This window comes from Nitrobacter hamburgensis X14, assembly GCF_000013885.1.
Classification (GTDB): domain Bacteria; phylum Pseudomonadota; class Alphaproteobacteria; order Rhizobiales; family Xanthobacteraceae; genus Nitrobacter; species Nitrobacter hamburgensis.
This window is the reverse complement of the sequence record NC_007964.1, coordinates 1,854,911-1,870,247: the sequence shown is the minus strand read 5'-3', so window position 1 is coordinate 1,870,247 and position 15,337 is coordinate 1,854,911. Positions and strand designations below refer to the sequence as shown.

At 63.0% G+C, this 15,337-nt stretch carries 18 protein-coding genes; 9 read left to right on the top strand and 9 right to left on the bottom strand.

Annotated features, from left to right (window positions below):
* Window positions 1-151: 151 nt before the first annotated feature.
* Window positions 152-517 carry an ArsC family reductase gene (locus tag NHAM_RS08535; RefSeq protein WP_011510170.1) on the bottom strand — a complete coding sequence of 122 codons (366 nt, stop codon included), beginning with the start codon at window positions 515-517 and terminating at the stop codon, window positions 152-154.
* Window positions 518-639: 122 nt separating this feature from the next.
* Between NHAM_RS08535 and NHAM_RS08530 the strand changes: the two genes are divergently transcribed.
* From NHAM_RS08530 to NHAM_RS08515, 4 genes are all read left to right on the top strand, one after another.
* Window positions 640-1,080, top strand: a complete 441-nt coding sequence (locus tag NHAM_RS08530) for a copper uptake system-associated protein (protein ID WP_245270060.1) — start codon at window positions 640-642, stop codon at window positions 1,078-1,080.
* Window positions 1,081-1,235: 155 nt separating this feature from the next.
* Window positions 1,236-3,281, top strand: coding sequence for a threonine--tRNA ligase (thrS, locus tag NHAM_RS08525; protein WP_011510168.1), 2,046 nt, complete (start codon window positions 1,236-1,238; stop codon window positions 3,279-3,281).
* A gap of 82 nt (window positions 3,282-3,363) precedes the next feature.
* The gene (locus NHAM_RS08520) at window positions 3,364-3,927 is read left to right on the top strand and encodes a nitroreductase family protein (protein WP_011510167.1); all 564 of its coding nucleotides are present in this window, start codon (window positions 3,364-3,366) and stop codon (window positions 3,925-3,927) included.
* A gap of 208 nt (window positions 3,928-4,135) precedes the next feature.
* Window positions 4,136-4,321, top strand: a complete 186-nt coding sequence (locus NHAM_RS08515) for a hypothetical protein (RefSeq protein ID WP_011510166.1) — start codon at window positions 4,136-4,138, stop codon at window positions 4,319-4,321.
* A gap of 107 nt (window positions 4,322-4,428) precedes the next feature.
* Here the strand turns inward: NHAM_RS08515 and NHAM_RS08510 are convergent, their stop codons facing one another.
* The 3 genes from NHAM_RS08510 to NHAM_RS08500 all read right to left on the bottom strand — a co-directional run bounded on the left by NHAM_RS08510 (window position 4,429) and on the right by NHAM_RS08500 (window position 6,209).
* A complete protein-coding gene (locus tag NHAM_RS08510) occupies window positions 4,429-5,145 on the bottom strand; it encodes an outer membrane protein (protein WP_011510165.1) in 717 nt (238 codons plus the stop codon).
* Window positions 5,146-5,412: 267 nt separating this feature from the next.
* Window positions 5,413-5,838 carry a hypothetical protein gene (locus tag NHAM_RS08505; RefSeq protein ID WP_011510164.1) on the bottom strand — a complete coding sequence of 142 codons (426 nt, stop codon included), beginning with the start codon at window positions 5,836-5,838 and terminating at the stop codon, window positions 5,413-5,415.
* 167 nt (window positions 5,839-6,005) lie between these two features.
* Complete coding sequence (locus tag NHAM_RS08500; protein WP_011510163.1) at window positions 6,006-6,209, bottom strand: His-rich protein BRANT; 204 nt, start codon at window positions 6,207-6,209, stop codon at window positions 6,006-6,008.
* 359 nt (window positions 6,210-6,568) lie between these two features.
* Between NHAM_RS08500 and NHAM_RS08495 the strand changes: the two genes are divergently transcribed.
* The 3 genes from NHAM_RS08495 (at window position 6,569) to NHAM_RS08485 (ending at window position 8,693) form a co-directional block, all read left to right on the top strand.
* Window positions 6,569-7,348 (top strand): NAD kinase, encoded by a 780-nt coding sequence (locus NHAM_RS08495; protein ID WP_011510162.1) that lies wholly within the window; start codon window positions 6,569-6,571, stop codon window positions 7,346-7,348.
* A gap of 105 nt (window positions 7,349-7,453) precedes the next feature.
* Window positions 7,454-7,999, top strand: coding sequence for a response regulator (locus NHAM_RS08490; protein ID WP_011510161.1), 546 nt, complete (start codon window positions 7,454-7,456; stop codon window positions 7,997-7,999).
* Window positions 8,000-8,114: 115 nt separating this feature from the next.
* Window positions 8,115-8,693: an Hpt domain-containing protein gene (locus tag NHAM_RS08485; protein WP_011510160.1), complete on the top strand. Its 579-nt coding sequence runs from the start codon at window positions 8,115-8,117 to the stop codon at window positions 8,691-8,693.
* A 227-nt stretch (window positions 8,694-8,920) separates the two neighbouring features.
* Here the strand turns inward: NHAM_RS08485 and NHAM_RS08480 are convergent, their stop codons facing one another.
* From NHAM_RS08480 to folE, 4 genes are all read right to left on the bottom strand, one after another.
* Complete coding sequence (locus NHAM_RS08480; protein WP_011510159.1) at window positions 8,921-10,381, bottom strand: DUF2336 domain-containing protein; 1,461 nt, start codon at window positions 10,379-10,381, stop codon at window positions 8,921-8,923.
* Between the two features lie 227 nt (window positions 10,382-10,608).
* Window positions 10,609-11,583, bottom strand: coding sequence for a transglycosylase SLT domain-containing protein (locus NHAM_RS08475; RefSeq protein ID WP_011510158.1), 975 nt, complete (start codon window positions 11,581-11,583; stop codon window positions 10,609-10,611).
* 172 nt (window positions 11,584-11,755) lie between these two features.
* A complete protein-coding gene (gene hisI / locus NHAM_RS08470; RefSeq protein WP_011510157.1) occupies window positions 11,756-12,199 on the bottom strand; it encodes a phosphoribosyl-AMP cyclohydrolase in 444 nt (147 codons plus the stop codon).
* A 37-nt stretch (window positions 12,200-12,236) separates the two neighbouring features.
* Window positions 12,237-12,941, bottom strand: coding sequence for a GTP cyclohydrolase I FolE (gene folE, locus NHAM_RS08465; RefSeq protein ID WP_011510156.1), 705 nt, complete (start codon window positions 12,939-12,941; stop codon window positions 12,237-12,239).
* A gap of 250 nt (window positions 12,942-13,191) precedes the next feature.
* Between folE and NHAM_RS08460 the strand changes: the two genes are divergently transcribed.
* The gene (locus NHAM_RS08460) at window positions 13,192-13,647 is read left to right on the top strand and encodes an iron-sulfur cluster assembly scaffold protein (protein ID WP_011510155.1); all 456 of its coding nucleotides are present in this window, start codon (window positions 13,192-13,194) and stop codon (window positions 13,645-13,647) included.
* Between the two features lie 27 nt (window positions 13,648-13,674).
* Here NHAM_RS08460 and NHAM_RS08455 read toward each other — a convergent pair whose 3' ends face one another.
* Entirely contained in the window at window positions 13,675-14,598 is a 924-nt protein-coding gene (locus tag NHAM_RS08455) for a hypothetical protein (RefSeq protein ID WP_011510154.1), read from the bottom strand.
* 313 nt (window positions 14,599-14,911) lie between these two features.
* On the opposite strand from NHAM_RS08455, the gene yidD reads away from it, so the two are divergent.
* The gene (yidD, locus tag NHAM_RS08450; protein WP_011510153.1) at window positions 14,912-15,256 is read left to right on the top strand and encodes a membrane protein insertion efficiency factor YidD; all 345 of its coding nucleotides are present in this window, start codon (window positions 14,912-14,914) and stop codon (window positions 15,254-15,256) included.
* Window positions 15,257-15,337 lie beyond the last annotated feature (81 nt).

Below are 15,337 nucleotides of genomic sequence, written 5' to 3'. Positions count from 1 at the left end.
AGCGCATGATCCGCCAAAGTGTGAGCGGTTTGGCGAAAAGATCATGCTCATTCTCAATATTCTGGAGCGCGATCGGACGCAAAACCGGCATCCACTTTCGCTGATCGCGCTCCAGTCGAAATGCGACGTGACAGAACCGATCGAGGCTGCGCTATCGCTTCGTCTTCGGCGCTCGAAGCTCTTCTTCATAAACCTCCGGCTTGAAGCCGACGAGCAGCTTGTCGCCGGCCTCCAGCACTGGACGTTTGATCATCGACGGCTGCGCCAGCATCAGGGCCAGCGCCTTCGTTTCGTTCAGTCCCGCTTTGTCCGCATCCGACAATTTGCGAAACGTCGTGCCGGCGCGGTTGAGCAATGTTTCCCAGCCGAGCTTTGCGGCCCATCCCTTGAGCCGGGCGCGATCGACGCCGGCGGTCTTGTAGTCGTGGAAGTCATAGGCGATGCTATGGCCGTCCAGCCACGCGCGCGCCTTCTTCATGGTGTCGCAGTTCTTGATGCCGTAGATGGTAATGGTCAACGCGAGGCTCTCCGGGGATTGCGGCTTGAAACCGGTGGATCGGGCGTCACGGCTACGCGAGCCGCAACGGCCTGCGAAGCGGGTGTATTGTGAAGCGAATGTATAAGGAGATTTCGGTGCCGATGAAACTATTCGCCGCACTCGTCGTGCTTTGGAGCCTCGCCGGTTCGGCGATCGCGGGGCCGGACGAGGACGCGGTGCGCGATCTGCTCCATTCGACCTTCGACAAGCCGGAAGCAAAGCTGGTCATCGCACCGGTGGTCGCCAAAGCGGGCTACGCGATTGCCGACTGGACGCAGGGCGAGATGGGCGGCCGCGCGCTCCTCCACAACAAGCATGGACGCTGGACCATTATCCTCTGCGCCGGAGACGGAATCAGGAGCGCCGAAGCATTGCAGCGTGCCGGCATCGCGCCTGACGTCGCAGGTGAACTCGCCCAAGCGCTCGCGCAAGCCGAGCAAGCGCTTCCGGCCGACCGACTTGCGATGTTCGCCCGGTTCGAGGGGCTGCTGCGCATGGACGAAGCGGGCAACCACCCTCCCGTCCATGACCGGACGCACTGACCAACGATAAAAGGACAAAGCCGGCTTCTGCCTCCGGGTCGGACGGTGCGTCGCCATGCCTGCCGGACAGCCATTGCAACAGACGGACCGGCTGCTATACCGCTGCTTCCCGCTTACCTGCGCTCGTTCGCAGGAGTGAGCCACAGGAGAGATCGATGTCCGACAAGCGCGAAACCGCACCGGGATTCCAGTTTGGCCTCGCCAACCTGAAGCCCGTCTCGACCACCGAAAACGTCACCCTCGCCTTCCCCGACGGCGCGCAGCGTCAGTTCCCGAAAAACACCACCGGCCTCGATATCGCCAAGGGCATCTCGCCGTCGCTGGCGAAGCGCACGGTGGCGATGGCGCTCGATGGCGTGGTCAGCGATCTTGCCGACCCGATCGAACGCGACGCAAAAATCGAATTCATCAACCGCGACGACCCGCGCGCGCTGGAACTGATCCGGCACGACGCAGCGCATGTGCTGGCCGAAGCCGTGCAGTCGCTGTGGCCGGGCACGCAGGTCACCATCGGCCCGGTGATCGAAAACGGTTTCTATTACGACTTCTTCCGCAACGAGCCGTTCTCGCTGGAAGACTTCCCCGCGATCGAGAAGAAGATGCGCGAGATCATCGCGCGCGACAAACCCTTCACCAAAGATGTCTGGGACCGCGAAAAGACCAAGCAGGTGTTCCGCGACAAGGGCGAGGCCTTCAAGGTCGAACTGGTGGACGCCATTCCCGGCGACGAGCCGATCAAGATCTACTATCAGGGCGACTGGTTCGATCTCTGCCGCGGCCCGCACATGACCTCCACCGGCAAGATCGGCAACGCCTTCAAGCTGATGAAGGTGGCCGGCGCTTACTGGCGCGGCGACAGCAACAATCCGATGCTGACCCGCATCTATGGCACGGCGTTTGCGAGCCAGCAGGATCTCGACGCTTACCTCAAACAGATCGAGGAAGCCGAGAAGCGCGACCATCGTCGTCTGGGCCGCGAGATGGACCTGTTCCACTTCCAGGAGGAAGGCCCCGGAGTCGTGTTCTGGCACGCCAAGGGCTGGACACTGTTTCAGGAAATCATCGCCTATATGCGCCGGCGACTTGCTGAGGATTATGACGAGGTCAACGCCCCGCAGATGCTCGATAAGTCGCTGTGGGAGACCTCCGGCCACTGGGAGTGGTATCGCGAGAACATGTTCGCCGCGCAGTCGGCGGGCGACGAAGCCGAGGACAAGCGCTGGTTCGCGATCAAGCCGATGAACTGCCCCGGCCATGTTCTGATTTTCAAACACGGCCTCAAGAGCTATCGCGAATTGCCGATCCGCCTCGCCGAGTTCGGCGTCGTGCATCGCTACGAGCCCTCGGGCGCGATGCACGGCCTGATGCGCGTGCGCGGTTTCACCCAGGACGATGCGCACATTTTCTGCACCGAGCAGCAACTCGCCGACGAATGCCTCAAGATCAACGATCTGATCCTCTCGACCTATGAGGATTTCGGCTTTGAAGGCGAGCTTACGGTCAAGCTCTCGACCCGCCCCGACAAGCGCGTCGGCTCGGATGCGGCGTGGGATCATGCCGAAAGCGTGATGACGGCCGTGCTTGAGCAGATCAAGGCCAGGTCCGGCAACCGCGTCAAGACCTCGATCAATCCCGGCGAGGGCGCGTTCTACGGTCCGAAGTTCGAATACGTGTTGCGGGACGCCATCGGCCGCGAATGGCAGTGCGGCACCACGCAGGTCGACTTCAACCTGCCGGAGCGGTTCGGCGCGTTCTACATCGACGAACATTCCAACAAGGTCGCGCCGGTGATGGTCCACCGCGCGATCTGCGGCTCGCTGGAGCGTTTCGCCGGCATTCTGATCGAGCACTTTGCCGGGCATTTTCCGCTCTGGCTCGCGCCCGTGCAGGCCGTCGTTGCCACCATCACCTCCGACGCCGACGACTATGCCAGGGAGGTCGTCGCCGCCGCGCGCCGCGCGGGCCTTCGCATCGAGATCGACCTGCGCAACGAGAAGATCAACTACAAAGTGCGCGAACACTCGCTGGCGAAGGTCCCAGCTTTGCTTGTGGTTGGCAAGAAGGAAGCCGAAAGCCGTTCGGTGTCGATCCGCCGCCTCGGCAGCGACGGCCAGACAGTGTTGCCGACCGATGAGGCGATCGCAGCGCTGGTCGAGGAAGCCACGCCGCCGGACATAAAGCGGGAAAATAATCCGAAGTAACGGCGTATTCCGAAGGTGGGCGTCAGTCGCGACCGTCTTTTGCATCCCCTAAGCGGCGACAGCAGTTTTTAAGAGAGCAACCATGTCCGATATCATCGACTTCCTGCGCACCCGCCGCTCGGTCAAGCCACGCGATATGAGCAGCCCCGGTCCCTCGCCCGCCGAGATCGAGACCATCCTCACCATCGGAGCGCGGGTGCCCGATCACGGCAAGGTCGTGCCGTGGCGGTTCATCGTGTTCGAAGGCGACGGACGCGTCCGCGCCGGCGACGTCATCGCCCGTGTCTACGCGCGCAAGAACCCGTCGGCGCCGCAGGACGAAATCGAAATGGAAAAGAAGCAACTGATGGAAGCGCCGCTGGTGATCGGCGTGGTGAGCTCCATCAAGCAGCATCCCAAGGCACCGTCGTGGGAGCAGGTGCTGTCGGCAGGCGCCAGCGCCATGAGCATCGTCAATGCAGCCACCGCGCTCGGCTACGGCGCGAACTGGCTGACCGGCTGGTTTGCCTACGATCGCGACATACTCGACGGCCTCGGATTGAAGCCGGACGAACGATTCGCGGGTTTTATCCATATCGGCACACCGACAAAGCCGAACAAGGACCGCCCTCGCCCGGCCTTGTCGGATATCGTCACGCGGTTCTAGCGTCTCGCGCTCGACAGTCATTCGACCTGCCGTCGTGGTTCAGGACGGCGCCCGGCATCAGCACACCACACCGTTCGTAGAAAAACGGAGGCATCGATTTACGCTTGCTTCATGGGAGCAAATCTAGACTTGCTCCCAACAGAGCCGGCCGCGACAAATTCCGCACCGCGGATCCTTCGGCCGCTCGCCGCAACATCGGGGGTATCCGATGATAGTCGTGACTTTCATCATGGCGTTGGCAACGGCGGCGTTCTACGGCGCCGGCAACTATGGCATCGGCGCCGATCAACTTTGCTATTACGGCACGACATTTTGTGTCCACCCGGACTGGCTGGGGATTGCGACCCTGCTGCTGCTGATCTGGACGCTGTTTCTGAGGGTCGACCGCATCTGATCCGACGCGGGACCATGGTTGCGTAAGTAGCGCGCGCTGCAAGGAAAAGGCCGGCGCGAAGCCGGCCTTTGTCGTGTGATCCGTTATCGTCCAAGCTGGCGGCGGTCTCAATAATGAGGGGCCACCGGCCCGCCCCAGCCGAAGCGATAGTTCAGGCCCGCCTTGACGGTGTGATCGTCGTTGCGGAAGCTCGTTCCGACGATATCGGTCGGCGAACCCGCGGCGAATGTCGTTTTGCCGAAATTATAATACTGATACTCCACCTTGGCGGACCAGTTCGGCGCGAACATGTATTCGAGGCCGGCGCCGACGGTGTAACCGTTGTCACGATTTCCGGTGGTTGCGAAAGCCAGCGGCACGCCTGCGGCGTCGGTCACGCCGAGCCTGCTGTCCCGGAACGCATAGCCGCCCTTGGCATACAGAAGTGTCGGCCCCCAGGCGTAGCCGAGCCGGCCGGTCACCGAGCCGAGGCCGCGGTCGTTGCCGGTCACGATGTTGCCGCCCGGGAAGACCGCGCCGCCGTTGTTGTTGGTGAGCCAGCTATACTGGGCCTCGGCGCCGAGCACCCAGTTGTTCGCGAACTGGTAATCGGCGCCGCCCTGCACGCCGCCGAGGAAACGGCCGTCGCTTCCACTCAGGCTGCTGTCGCCTCCGAACGCACCACCGAGATGACCGCCGATGTAGAAGCCGGTCCAGTTGTAGACGGCCTGTGGCGGCGTATAGGGCGGGGGCGCCTTGGTATAGGGCCGCGGCGGAAGATCGGCCGCAAGCGCCGGTGCGGCGAAGGCTGCAACCGCCGCAGCGGTGAGCAAGAATTTCTTCATGATGGGTTCCCCTTCTCGGTGGCTACGACCATCGTCAAACAACGTGGCGCGAATTTGGTTGCCTGAAGGCAACAAGATTGCGGCGATCGTTTGCAACAGTGATACGTGCGCAACATTCGCGGTTCCCATGTAGGATATCTCACCCGGCAAAACAGCACTCGCGCAAGTCGCGCCGTGCAGATAGGTCGTCCGCTGAAGGCTTAACGAGCTCTCCGAAATGTGATCGATTGGGTAAACCGCTCGAACCCGCGACGCTCCGGCCGATGCTCAGCGCGTCAGCCTCTCCAGTTCGGGGAACGGCGCGTAGACGGCGCCGGCACAGAGTTCGCCAGCCTTCTCGATCATGCGATCGAGCCGTGCATCGACATAAACCACCGCGCGCTGCGCCCCACCCCGATAGCTGCCGTCGATCTCGCGGGCGTTGTAGCGCAGGCAGCTCACATAACGCAGCCGGCCGCCGACGGTGCGCTGGACCGGCTCCGCCATCGCCGCATCGCGAATGCCAACGGGATTGTTGAGGTAGGTTCTGAGAAACGCGAGGATTTGCCCGCGATAGTCCGCCGGGAACGGTTGATCGGCCACGCCGCGATCATCGGTATAGACCACGCCGCCCTGATCGACGCTGTCGGTCACGCAGGCCGCGAGCGGTCCCGCCAGCAGCACGATCGCCAGAAATTTCGCAGATGCCCCCAACGCCGGTCCGTCTTCAGGTTCGTGGACTCCCCATGAAGGTCTAGACCGCCTGCGGTCGAAATGAAATTCGCAATCCGGTTATCCGACGCAAAAAATAGGCTGTGGCAGATCGGGCCTGCGGCGACCGGGGGCGATCGCCGCAAGCCATGACCGGCACCCTGACGCAATCAGTAATGCTTGTGGACGCGATGATGATGGACGTGCCGAGTATGATGATGATGGCGTCCCATCTTGGCGTTGGCTTTCAGCGCGTTCGACTTGAGGGTCACCGACTTGACGGCCGGGGCATGACCCGTCCGGGCCGTGCCGGCCATCGCCGGCGCAACAAACACGGAAGCCACGAGCAGCGCGGCGGAAATCATTTTCAGCATGGTCGTCTCCTTGGAGCTTGATCGCCGAGTTGATCGGCCGGATGGCTGGGCTCTCGATCATGGCTTACAATAAGACCGCGACGCTGAACGCGCGCTGAACGCGACAGCAACCGCCGTTCATCTGGGTGAATGGCTGGTCATATTGGCAATGCCGCCGATTACAAAGTTTGCTGAAAAAAGTATGCGAACTCCCGCTCGAAAACGCTATAGCGGCGCCCGGCCTTGTCGTGTCCGCTAACCATGGCCCGATCCGGCCCTCGACACGCCACCGCAAAGCGCGGTTAAGTGCCGCCTCGACAACCGCCGGCGCCACCGGAAACGATACGCGCCGGAGCAGCCGCAGAAGTCTCCAAATTATCATGACCTCACCCCAACCGTATGACCGCATCGCCTTTGTCGCGGGCACAAGCCCCGAAGCGCAGCAGGCGCTGACGGAATTGGTGAATACCTACGGCAATCACGATCCCGCGGATGCCGATGTGCTGGTTGCGCTCGGCGGCGACGGGTTGATGCTGCAAACGCTGCATCGAAACATGCGCTCGGGAAAACCGATCTACGGCATGCACCGCGGCACTGTCGGATTTCTGATGAACGAATATAGCCGGCACGATCTGCATGCCCGCCTCACTGCCGCGACCGACACCGTGATCCATCCGCTCCTGATGCGCGCAACCGATATCCACGGTGAGGTTCACATCCATCACGCCATCAACGAAGTGGCGCTGTTTCGCCAGACCCACCAGGCCGCGCGGCTGCGCATCCTGATCGACGAGCGCGAACGCATGGCCGAGCTCGTCGCCGACGGTGTGATGGTCGCGACGCCGGCCGGCTCGACCGCCTACAATCTGTCGGCGCAGGGACCGATCCTGCCGATCAACGCGGCGCTGCTGGCGCTGACGCCGATCAGTCCTTTCCGTCCGCGGCGCTGGCACGGCGCGCTGTTGCCGAACACCGCCATCGTGGTGATCGAAGTGCTTGAAGGCGAAAAGCGCCCGGTGGCCGCCGTCGCCGACCACGACGAGGCCCGCAACGTCCGCCGCGTCGAGGTGCTGTCCGACAAGACGATTTCGATGCGGATGCTGTTCGACCCCGGCCACAGCCTGGAGGAGCGGATCCTGAGCGAGCAGTTCGGGCACTGAGTCCTTTTTCCCTCCCCCTCGTGGGAGAGGAGAAAGAGCGGCAACCATTCGTTAACGGCGCCGGCATATAGTTAACGGTGAGTATACCGGGCCCGCTTCAACACCATGTACGGCATCGACTTCAACAAGCTGCGGTTTCTCGTCTGCGACGACAATGCGCACATGCGCCGCATTCTGCGCACCCTGCTGCATTCGTTCGGCGCGCGCGAAGTCTACGAGGCCGAGGACGGCGCCACTGCCCTCGAAATGTATACCCATTATGTTCCCGATATCGTCATCACCGACTGGGCGATGCCGATCTTCGACGGCATCGAGCTTGCGCAGATGATCCGGCAGCCGGACTCGAAAGGAAATCCGTTCGCCCCGATCATCATGCTGACCGGACACTCGGAGAAGCGGCGCGTTACCGTTGCGCGCGATGCCGGGGTCACCGAATTTCTGGCGAAACCGATTTCGGCCAAGGGACTCTATCAGCGAATCCTGAACGTCGTGGTCTCGCCGCGCCCCTTCATCAAGACCAAGAACTATTTCGGTCCGGACCGCCGGCGCAACACCAGCACCGCCTATGTCGGCCCGGAGCGGCGCGGCGGCAAGGAGCCAGACGTCATTCCGCAGCCGTCGCTGCTGGATAAGGCCCGGGCTCCAGGCTAGATTCTGATTCAACTGCGTTGAATCAGAATCTAGCCTTACCTTTTGATTGAGCATGGTCTTATTCGAAAACCGGTTTCCACTGTTCGGGATCATGCTCTAACGAGGCACAGGCACCATGCCAAAGGACAACCTGCCCGCGCCGAAGGTCGAGGCATTCGCAGACCATCACGTCATCACCCCGCCCAATCGGCTGCGCAAGGTGATGCGGCTTGTCGACGAGAACAATTTCGAGGACCCGGTCGCGCGCGCCGAGAAAGCGCTCGCCGGACTCTCCGACGAATTCGCCAAATGGATGGCGATCGAGTGTGATCGGCTTGCCGCCGCGCACGCTGCCATTCTCAAGAATGGATTCGCTCCGGCCGCGCACGACGAACTGTTTCGTGCCGCGCATGACATCAAGGGCGGTGCCGCAACCTTCGGTTATCCCTTCGCCGGCGCCGGCGCCGAAAGCCTCTGCCGCGTCATCGAACATGCGCCGGCTCTCGACCGCGTGCCTGCGGAGCTGATCGCCTATCACATCAACGCGATCCAGGCGATCGTGCGCGAGCATACGAGCCCCGGCACCGAGGCCATGGCGAAGGAAATCAATCGCAAACTGCGTCTGGTTGCCGACGAATATCTCGCCGCCGTCAACCGTGACCGTCCCGAGCACCTCGAAGCCATCCTCGCGCCGAGCATCGCGCCGGTGGAATAGGTTGTCGGGACGGGGCGATGCACCATCCGGCTGGCACCTCAGAGCTGACCGAAAATGAGGCGTCATCGTCCGCGAAGGCGGACGATCCAGTAATCAAGGTCAGCGTGACGGAAAATCGGGGCAATATTGGATACTGGATACTCCGCTTTCGCGGAGTATGACGGTGCATGTTGCACATTCGTTCAAAGGCGTATCCGGTCAGCCTCTCAGGATGACGCAACGGAGGATTACGCTGCCGCAAGCAGATCGCTGAGCAGCGGCTCGCGGCGCCGTGGTTCATAAGGCGCAGGTTCGTAAAACCTTGGTGCGCGGCGCAGGGGTTCGTGAAATACGGGCTCATCAAACCTTGGTTTGCGGCGCTCGCGTTCGCAAGACTCGATTTCGCAAGACTCGATTGCGTAAGGCTCGGCCTCGTAAGGTTCGACTGCGGGAGGCTCGGGTTCATCGAGCGGAGGCTCGAATGAGTGAGGCTCGCAGAACTGTGGCTCGCAAAACTCGGGCTCGCAAACCGGCACTTCGTCAACTTCGTCATACGCCGGCTCCGCAGCCGCTTCGGCTACCAGTTCGTCACAGAACACGCGCGCTTCCTCGCGCGCCGATTCCGTCGCGAAGCGCCGCAGCAGGATCAGCAGAGGCTCCGAAACCTCGGTGGGCGCCGTTTCGCACATCGTCAGGACCCGTTCGACCATGCGCCGGCGCAGCCGCGTCGCACCGCCGACGGTCCCCACAAAGCCGATCTCGTCGCGCGCTTCCAGCGCGGCGCGAAACGCAGGGAAGGTGGATTCCGGCAGCCCTGCCCGCGTCAGCAGCGCGGGCAGACTCGCACCGCCACGATCGTGAACCAGCGCGGCGACGCGGCTCAAGGGCAGGCCCGATAGTTCCACCAGCGCATGATCGAACAGGTCGAGATTGCCCGACAGCAGCGCGCGCAGGATCAATCCGGCGGTGAGTTGCCCGGTGGCGCGCAGGTGCGCGACCAGACCGCGCATATCGTCGTCTCGCGCACGCGCCGCGATGTTGACGATGGAGCGATCGCGGGCGTCGCTGGCCGCGCGGCTGGCGCGATCGGCGCCGAGCCAGTTCCGCGCGACGACGAACTGCGCCAGCGTATCTGAGAGCTTTGCGACCAGCGCGAGCCGCGTAGCCGCGGGCAGATCGTCGAGCGCCAGCATCGATTCCCGAATCGCCGCGAGATGGCCGTGCCGCTCGACGATCCGGGCCCAGGACAGCGGCGCGAGATCGGCGCCCGGATTTTCGATGAGTTCGAGGGCCGCCGCCGCCGAGCCGACCTCGGCGATGGCGGCGCAGACCGATACCGGAACACGGGCGCGGCGCGCGACGGCGCACTGCACCTCGCAGCTACCGGTCGCGACGATGTCGACGAGGTCCGCATCGATCAGCAGCGGCGAATGTTCGAGAACCGAAATAGCAACCGAAGGCTGATCGACCGACAGTGCCTGGACGATCGCCGCCGGCGCGGTCGCGCTGCGCGCAAAAACCTCCGCCATCGCCTGCCGAACCAGCGGCGACGGGTCATCGAGCTGCATCAGGAGCCCGCCCTCGGCGGCCGCGCGATCGTCATCGGATAGATCCGATATGAGCCAGGCGCGGGCCAGCGCTCTTGTTGCTTCCGCCCGCTCGCCCGCGGGAGCGGTCCGTACCCAACTGATGAACTGCCGAACGATCATGGTGTTTCCGGCCTGCGCAACCTGAGACGACACCGTGACGCGATGCCACTGTCATAGAAAATAAACCACGACGCTTAACAAATGGTTCACCATAACCGTTTGCATTCGTTGACGTTTCGTTAATATCGGGGATGAGCGGCGCGAAAGGCGTGTGTGCGCGTGCCTGATGCGGATTCTCACGCCTGTTTGGCTTGGCACATCGCGCGCAAAAGTCGGAGAAGGAAAGCCTACCCGCTGTAGGTGCCGTTGCGATCGCTGAACAGATCGAACGGCTGACGCGAACCGGAATCGGATGAAGTCTGCGCATCCGAGCCCGCCGCAACGGATCGCGTGCCCCACAACTCCTGAACTGCCGGAGACACCGGCTGCGTGCGCTCGCCGACCTGAAACAGCGAACGGAATACCGGCTGCGCGGCGGGGTCCATTGTCGCGGATGCGAGCGGCGTGACGCCGCGAACATCGGGCAGGCGCGACAGATAGGCCGCATGATCTTGCGCCGCAGACGCCGCCGCGAACGGCGCGCTCACGCCGAGCGATGCCATCGCACTGCGCGTCGCCGGCGAACTGGCAGCGACGGCATAGCGCCGGTCCAGGTCGGCGTAGACTTCCGACACGCTGCGCGCGCGGCCGTCGCGATCATAGAAGATCGGACGGTTGGCGGCGGCGGCGTTCGGAAACAGCCGCGCGCCGGATGCTTGCGGATTATCCTGCGCGTTCGCGATCAGCTTTGCCGCGCCGCCGACGCCCATGAAGTGCGCCATGTAGAGTTCGCTGTCGGTCGGTCGGCGGCCGATCAGGCCGGTCAGCTTGAAGCTGTTGGATTGCGTCAAAACGCCGGCCATGGCGGACGCGAGGGCCGGATCATCGCGCAGCTTGAGAATGGCGGCGCGGGTCGCGGGATCGCTGACGGAATAGCTGCCCGACGGGGATTTGGTGATGGCGTCGGCGTAGCCGTTATAGCCAAGCACGGGACCCGCCTCTTTTACCATGCCGAGCCAGGTCTGCTCGATGAACTGGAAGAGGCCCTTGGCGGACGACGTGCCCGCGGCGGCCTGAGGATTGAAATTGGATTCCATCTTGGCGGTCGCGAGCAGATATTCGAAGCTCGCGCCCGTGGCATCGGCTGCTTGCCGTATGGCGGTCGCTATTCCGCTGAAAATGCCGGTCAGTCCGGAAGCGGCATTGGCGGCGTCGACGGTCATGTTGATCTCCCGCTCCCCCGCGAAACGGCCGCCTCGCCTTCCAGCGTGTTATCGGCAAATCCGCCGTGCCATGCCGACTCCTACCGGTCCGAACGGTTGTTCACTTCAGCGCAAGGTGGAAGATTATGGTTAACAGGACCTTAACGGACCCAATGCAACGGCCTCGCCGCCCTCAAGACTTCTTATGATAGACGTCGGCCGGATCGAACAACCTGTCGGCGTCGACAAACGCCACGCGCGCTTCGCCGCCCTCGCCTCTGGTCACCGCCCGATAAAAGCAGGACCGCCGCCCGGTGTGGCAGGCGGCGCCTCGCTGCTCGACCTTGATCCAGACCGCGTCCTGGTCGCAGTCGGTCCGCATCTCCACCACCCGCTGGACCTGACCCGAACTTTCGCCTTTCCGCCATAACGCCTTGCGCGAGCGGCTGTAATACCAGGCGTCCCCGGTCTCGACGGTCCGCCGCAGCGCCTCCTCGTTCATGTGCGCGACCATCAGCACGTCGCCGGTTCTGGCGTCGGTCGCGACGCATGTGACGAGTCCCGACGCGTCGAAGCGGGGCTGAAACGCCAGCCCCTCCTCGATTCCGGATTCGGATGAAGATGTCGGTCGAGACACTGGAAATCTCTCGAAAATTGCGAGCGAAGGATTAGCGCTAGCTCCCTCGCACCATCGATAGGAAGCGCGCCTGCTCCGCCGGATTATCGCGGAACACGCCGGTGAACCGGCTGGTGAGGGTCAGCGCGCCGTGCTTGGCGACGCCGCGCACCGACATGCAGGTGTGCTCCGCCTCGATCATCACCGCAACGCCGCGGGGTTTGAGCACCTCGTCGACGGCGGCGGCGATCTGGGCGGTCATGTGCTCCTGGGTCTGGAGGCGCCGGGCGAAGATGTCGGTCAGGCGCGCCAGTTTGGACAGCCCGACCACCCGCTCGACCGGCGTATAGGCGATATGCGCCTTACCGTAGAACGGCATCATGTGGTGTTCGCACTGCGAGGTGAACGCGATGTCGCGGACCAGCACGAAATCGTCATAGCCTGCGGTTTCGCCGAAGGTCCGGTTCAGCACCTCGGCCGGGCACTGATGGTAACCCTGATAAATCTCGTCATAGGCCTCGATTACCCGGCGCGGGGTATCGAGCAGTCCCTCGCGGTCCGGATTTTCGCCGATATAGGACAACAGGGTCCTGACCGCGTATTCGGCCTCGTGTCGCGACGGACGCGACTGGTCCGGCTGAACGGCTGCGTCCATAAACTCAGACGGATCCAGTTTGGCGGGAGAGAATCCAGCAGCTTTGGCGTTATTGGATTTGACTTCAGAAGGTTTGCTGCCGCGCAGCGGCTTGATCAATGCGTCCATCTTCACTCCGTTCGACCGGCCTCATCTGAGAGACCGGAGTGTCACCGGGCAGACGGGGCAGCATTGCGAGCTACCGGACGCCTGAGTCCCTTGATTAGACATTGCAACAGCCGAATTGAACTTCAATCCGGGTGCGGCGGAAAATCGCCGGATTGTATTTCCCGGCATTGGATGCATATATAAGCTTTGAGGTTCCCGCCGCCAAGAGCGTCGCGCGGCCTCTTCAGCGAATTCAACGCCTTCAAATCCTATGCTGAACGACGTTTACAACAAGAGCATCATCGAGCTGGCCGGCAATATTCCCCGCCTGGGCCGCCTTCCGGCGCCGGACGCCAGCGCCACGGCTCACTCGAAACTGTGCGGATCCACCGTCAAGGTCGACCTCACGATGGACGGTCCCGTTGTCACCGACTTCGCCCACGACGTGAAGGCCTGCGCGCTCGGCCAGGCCTCATCCTCGATCATGGCGCGCCACGTGGTCGGCTCGACCGCCACCGAGTTGCGCGAGCTGCGCGAGATCGTCCGCAGGATGCTGAAGGAAAACGGCGCGCCGCCGCAGGGCAAGTGGGCCGACATCGCGCTGCTCGAGCCGGTGCGCGACTACAAGGCGCGGCACGCATCCACCATGCTGACGTTCGATGCGGTGGTCGATGCCATCGGTCAGATCGAGGCCAAATCGGCCGCGCTGACGCCCGCGCAAAGCTGAAACAACTCAATCCGTTCTGCCTGAGCGCTACTGCTGATGTTGAGTTGGTGCGGCGGTCGCCGCACCACCCACCGGAATCGCCTCGGCGGTTTTGGTCGGCTGGCTGGTCGTCGCCGCCGCAGCGGCCGCATTCGTGACGCTTGCCGGAAAGCGATCCTGCACCGGTTTCGTAACCAGGCCGGCAATGGGAGCCTCCGTGGTCCCCCCGCCAGGCAACACATCCGCGACGCGGTCTGTCGTCACCAGATTGGCCGCGCGCAATTCCTCCGGCGACAGCTCGTGAAGGTCCTCCCACGGAGGAATGCTGAGCGCCAAGTGCAGCAGGTCGCCGGTACCGCCCATATCAAAGGTGTATTTGGCGAGCCGGCCGATGTCGCGTTCCACGATCATCAAATCCTGAGCGGAATAGCTCGCGGCCCTGGCATCCTCGGCGCGATCGCCCATCCAGATCTGATGCACGCGAACATGCGCGCGCTCAGGCACATAACGGGTTTTTCCCGACAACAACATGAACACGCACATGGACTCGCAGTAGGCTTCCGGTAGTACCGCGGCGCGATCGCCGACCACAGTCTTGGCTACGACGCTGGTCCCCACCGTCGTAGCCAGGCCGAGCGCGCGCCAACGCCGCCCGAGCGCGATGGCGTCGTTGACCGAGCCGCCGCTGGAGTCCAGCACGACCGTCATGCCGGCAACGTCGCGCCCGCCGGTGAAATCGTCGAAGGCTTTGGGGGTCTCGGCGGTGACGATGCCGACCGCGTTGATCCAGCTCCGGCAGTGCGGCTCGCAGGCGGTCCAGGTGAACCGCATCGGCTGCTTTCGTGCTTCGAGGGCCGCGTTGGCTGAAACCGGGTTATCAAGCGTCGCCGCGAAAGCGGGCAAGGCAAAATAAAAAGCCGCAGCGCACAGGAGCGCCCATCCGCAGGAGCCAGATGATTTCGCGAGCCTCAAGTCGGTTCCCCTCACCCCAAGTCTATTCTAACATCCAGGTCTGCTCTCGCACCAAAGCTTCCCGATCCAACGTCACTCGGACGTTACAACCGAAACCCACGCGATAATTCCGTCATCGGAGCGTTATGAAAACTAGCCGCGAGATTTGTCGGCGTCCATACAACCTTTGCTGCGTTTGTCCCAAGAGTATACGATATCTTGGTGCCTGTGACGAAATTACCAAGTTGATGGGTTCCTTGCGGGAACCCTGCGAAACGGGGCCGGCAGGCAAGCGCACCCGCAAGCGCCTCTGAGAGGGATGCTCCGGAGATTCATGAAGCCGACGCGGCAAAGTTCCATCCACTGTGCCGATTGTGCGAGAGCCGCTCTGCGGCTGCCCCGCAATAGCGGACGGGCGCTGATCTGGATCTATCGCCACACCCTGTCGCCGCTTGTGGGTTTCAACTGCCGACACCTGCCGACCTGCTCGGTCTACGGCGATGAAGCCATCGAGCGCTTCGGACTTTGGGGCGGCGGCTGGATGACGCTGGCGCGGCTGCTGCGCTGCCAACCCTGGGGGACGTCCGGGATCGATAATGTTCCCGCGACGAAACCACCCGGCGCCTCGTGGTATCGGCCGTGGCGTTACGGTCGCTGGCGCGGCGTGAACGCCCCTTGAGACGTCGACGCAGGGGTTTCCGATTTGGAGCATTTTCCGGCTAGAGCCTTTTCGCTTCTGATGGAATCAGAAGCGGGCTCC

Bases quoted from the DNA above. Each gene is read 5' to 3' on its own strand.
- NHAM_RS08530 (WP_245270060.1), top strand. From the start codon at position 640: ATGAAACTATTCGCCGCACTCGTCGTGCTTTGGAGCCTCGCCGGTTCG.
- thrS (WP_011510168.1), top strand. From the start codon at position 1,236: ATGTCCGACAAGCGCGAAACCGCACCGGGATTCCAGTTTGGCCTCGCC.
- NHAM_RS08520 (WP_011510167.1), top strand. From the start codon at position 3,364: ATGTCCGATATCATCGACTTCCTGCGCACCCGCCGCTCGGTCAAGCCA.
- NHAM_RS08515 (WP_011510166.1), top strand. From the start codon at position 4,136: ATGATAGTCGTGACTTTCATCATGGCGTTGGCAACGGCGGCGTTCTAC.
- NHAM_RS08510 (WP_011510165.1), bottom strand. From the start codon at position 5,145: ATGAAGAAATTCTTGCTCACCGCTGCGGCGGTTGCAGCCTTCGCCGCA.
- NHAM_RS08500 (WP_011510163.1), bottom strand. From the start codon at position 6,209: ATGCTGAAAATGATTTCCGCCGCGCTGCTCGTGGCTTCCGTGTTTGTT.
- NHAM_RS08495 (WP_011510162.1), top strand. From the start codon at position 6,569: ATGACCTCACCCCAACCGTATGACCGCATCGCCTTTGTCGCGGGCACA.
- NHAM_RS08490 (WP_011510161.1), top strand. From the start codon at position 7,454: ATGTACGGCATCGACTTCAACAAGCTGCGGTTTCTCGTCTGCGACGAC.
- NHAM_RS08485 (WP_011510160.1), top strand. From the start codon at position 8,115: ATGCCAAAGGACAACCTGCCCGCGCCGAAGGTCGAGGCATTCGCAGAC.
- NHAM_RS08480 (WP_011510159.1), bottom strand. From the start codon at position 10,381: ATGATCGTTCGGCAGTTCATCAGTTGGGTACGGACCGCTCCCGCGGGC.
- NHAM_RS08475 (WP_011510158.1), bottom strand. From the start codon at position 11,583: ATGACCGTCGACGCCGCCAATGCCGCTTCCGGACTGACCGGCATTTTC.
- folE (WP_011510156.1), bottom strand. From the start codon at position 12,941: ATGGACGCATTGATCAAGCCGCTGCGCGGCAGCAAACCTTCTGAAGTC.
- NHAM_RS08460 (WP_011510155.1), top strand. From the start codon at position 13,192: ATGCTGAACGACGTTTACAACAAGAGCATCATCGAGCTGGCCGGCAAT.
- yidD (WP_011510153.1), top strand. From the start codon at position 14,912: ATGAAGCCGACGCGGCAAAGTTCCATCCACTGTGCCGATTGTGCGAGA.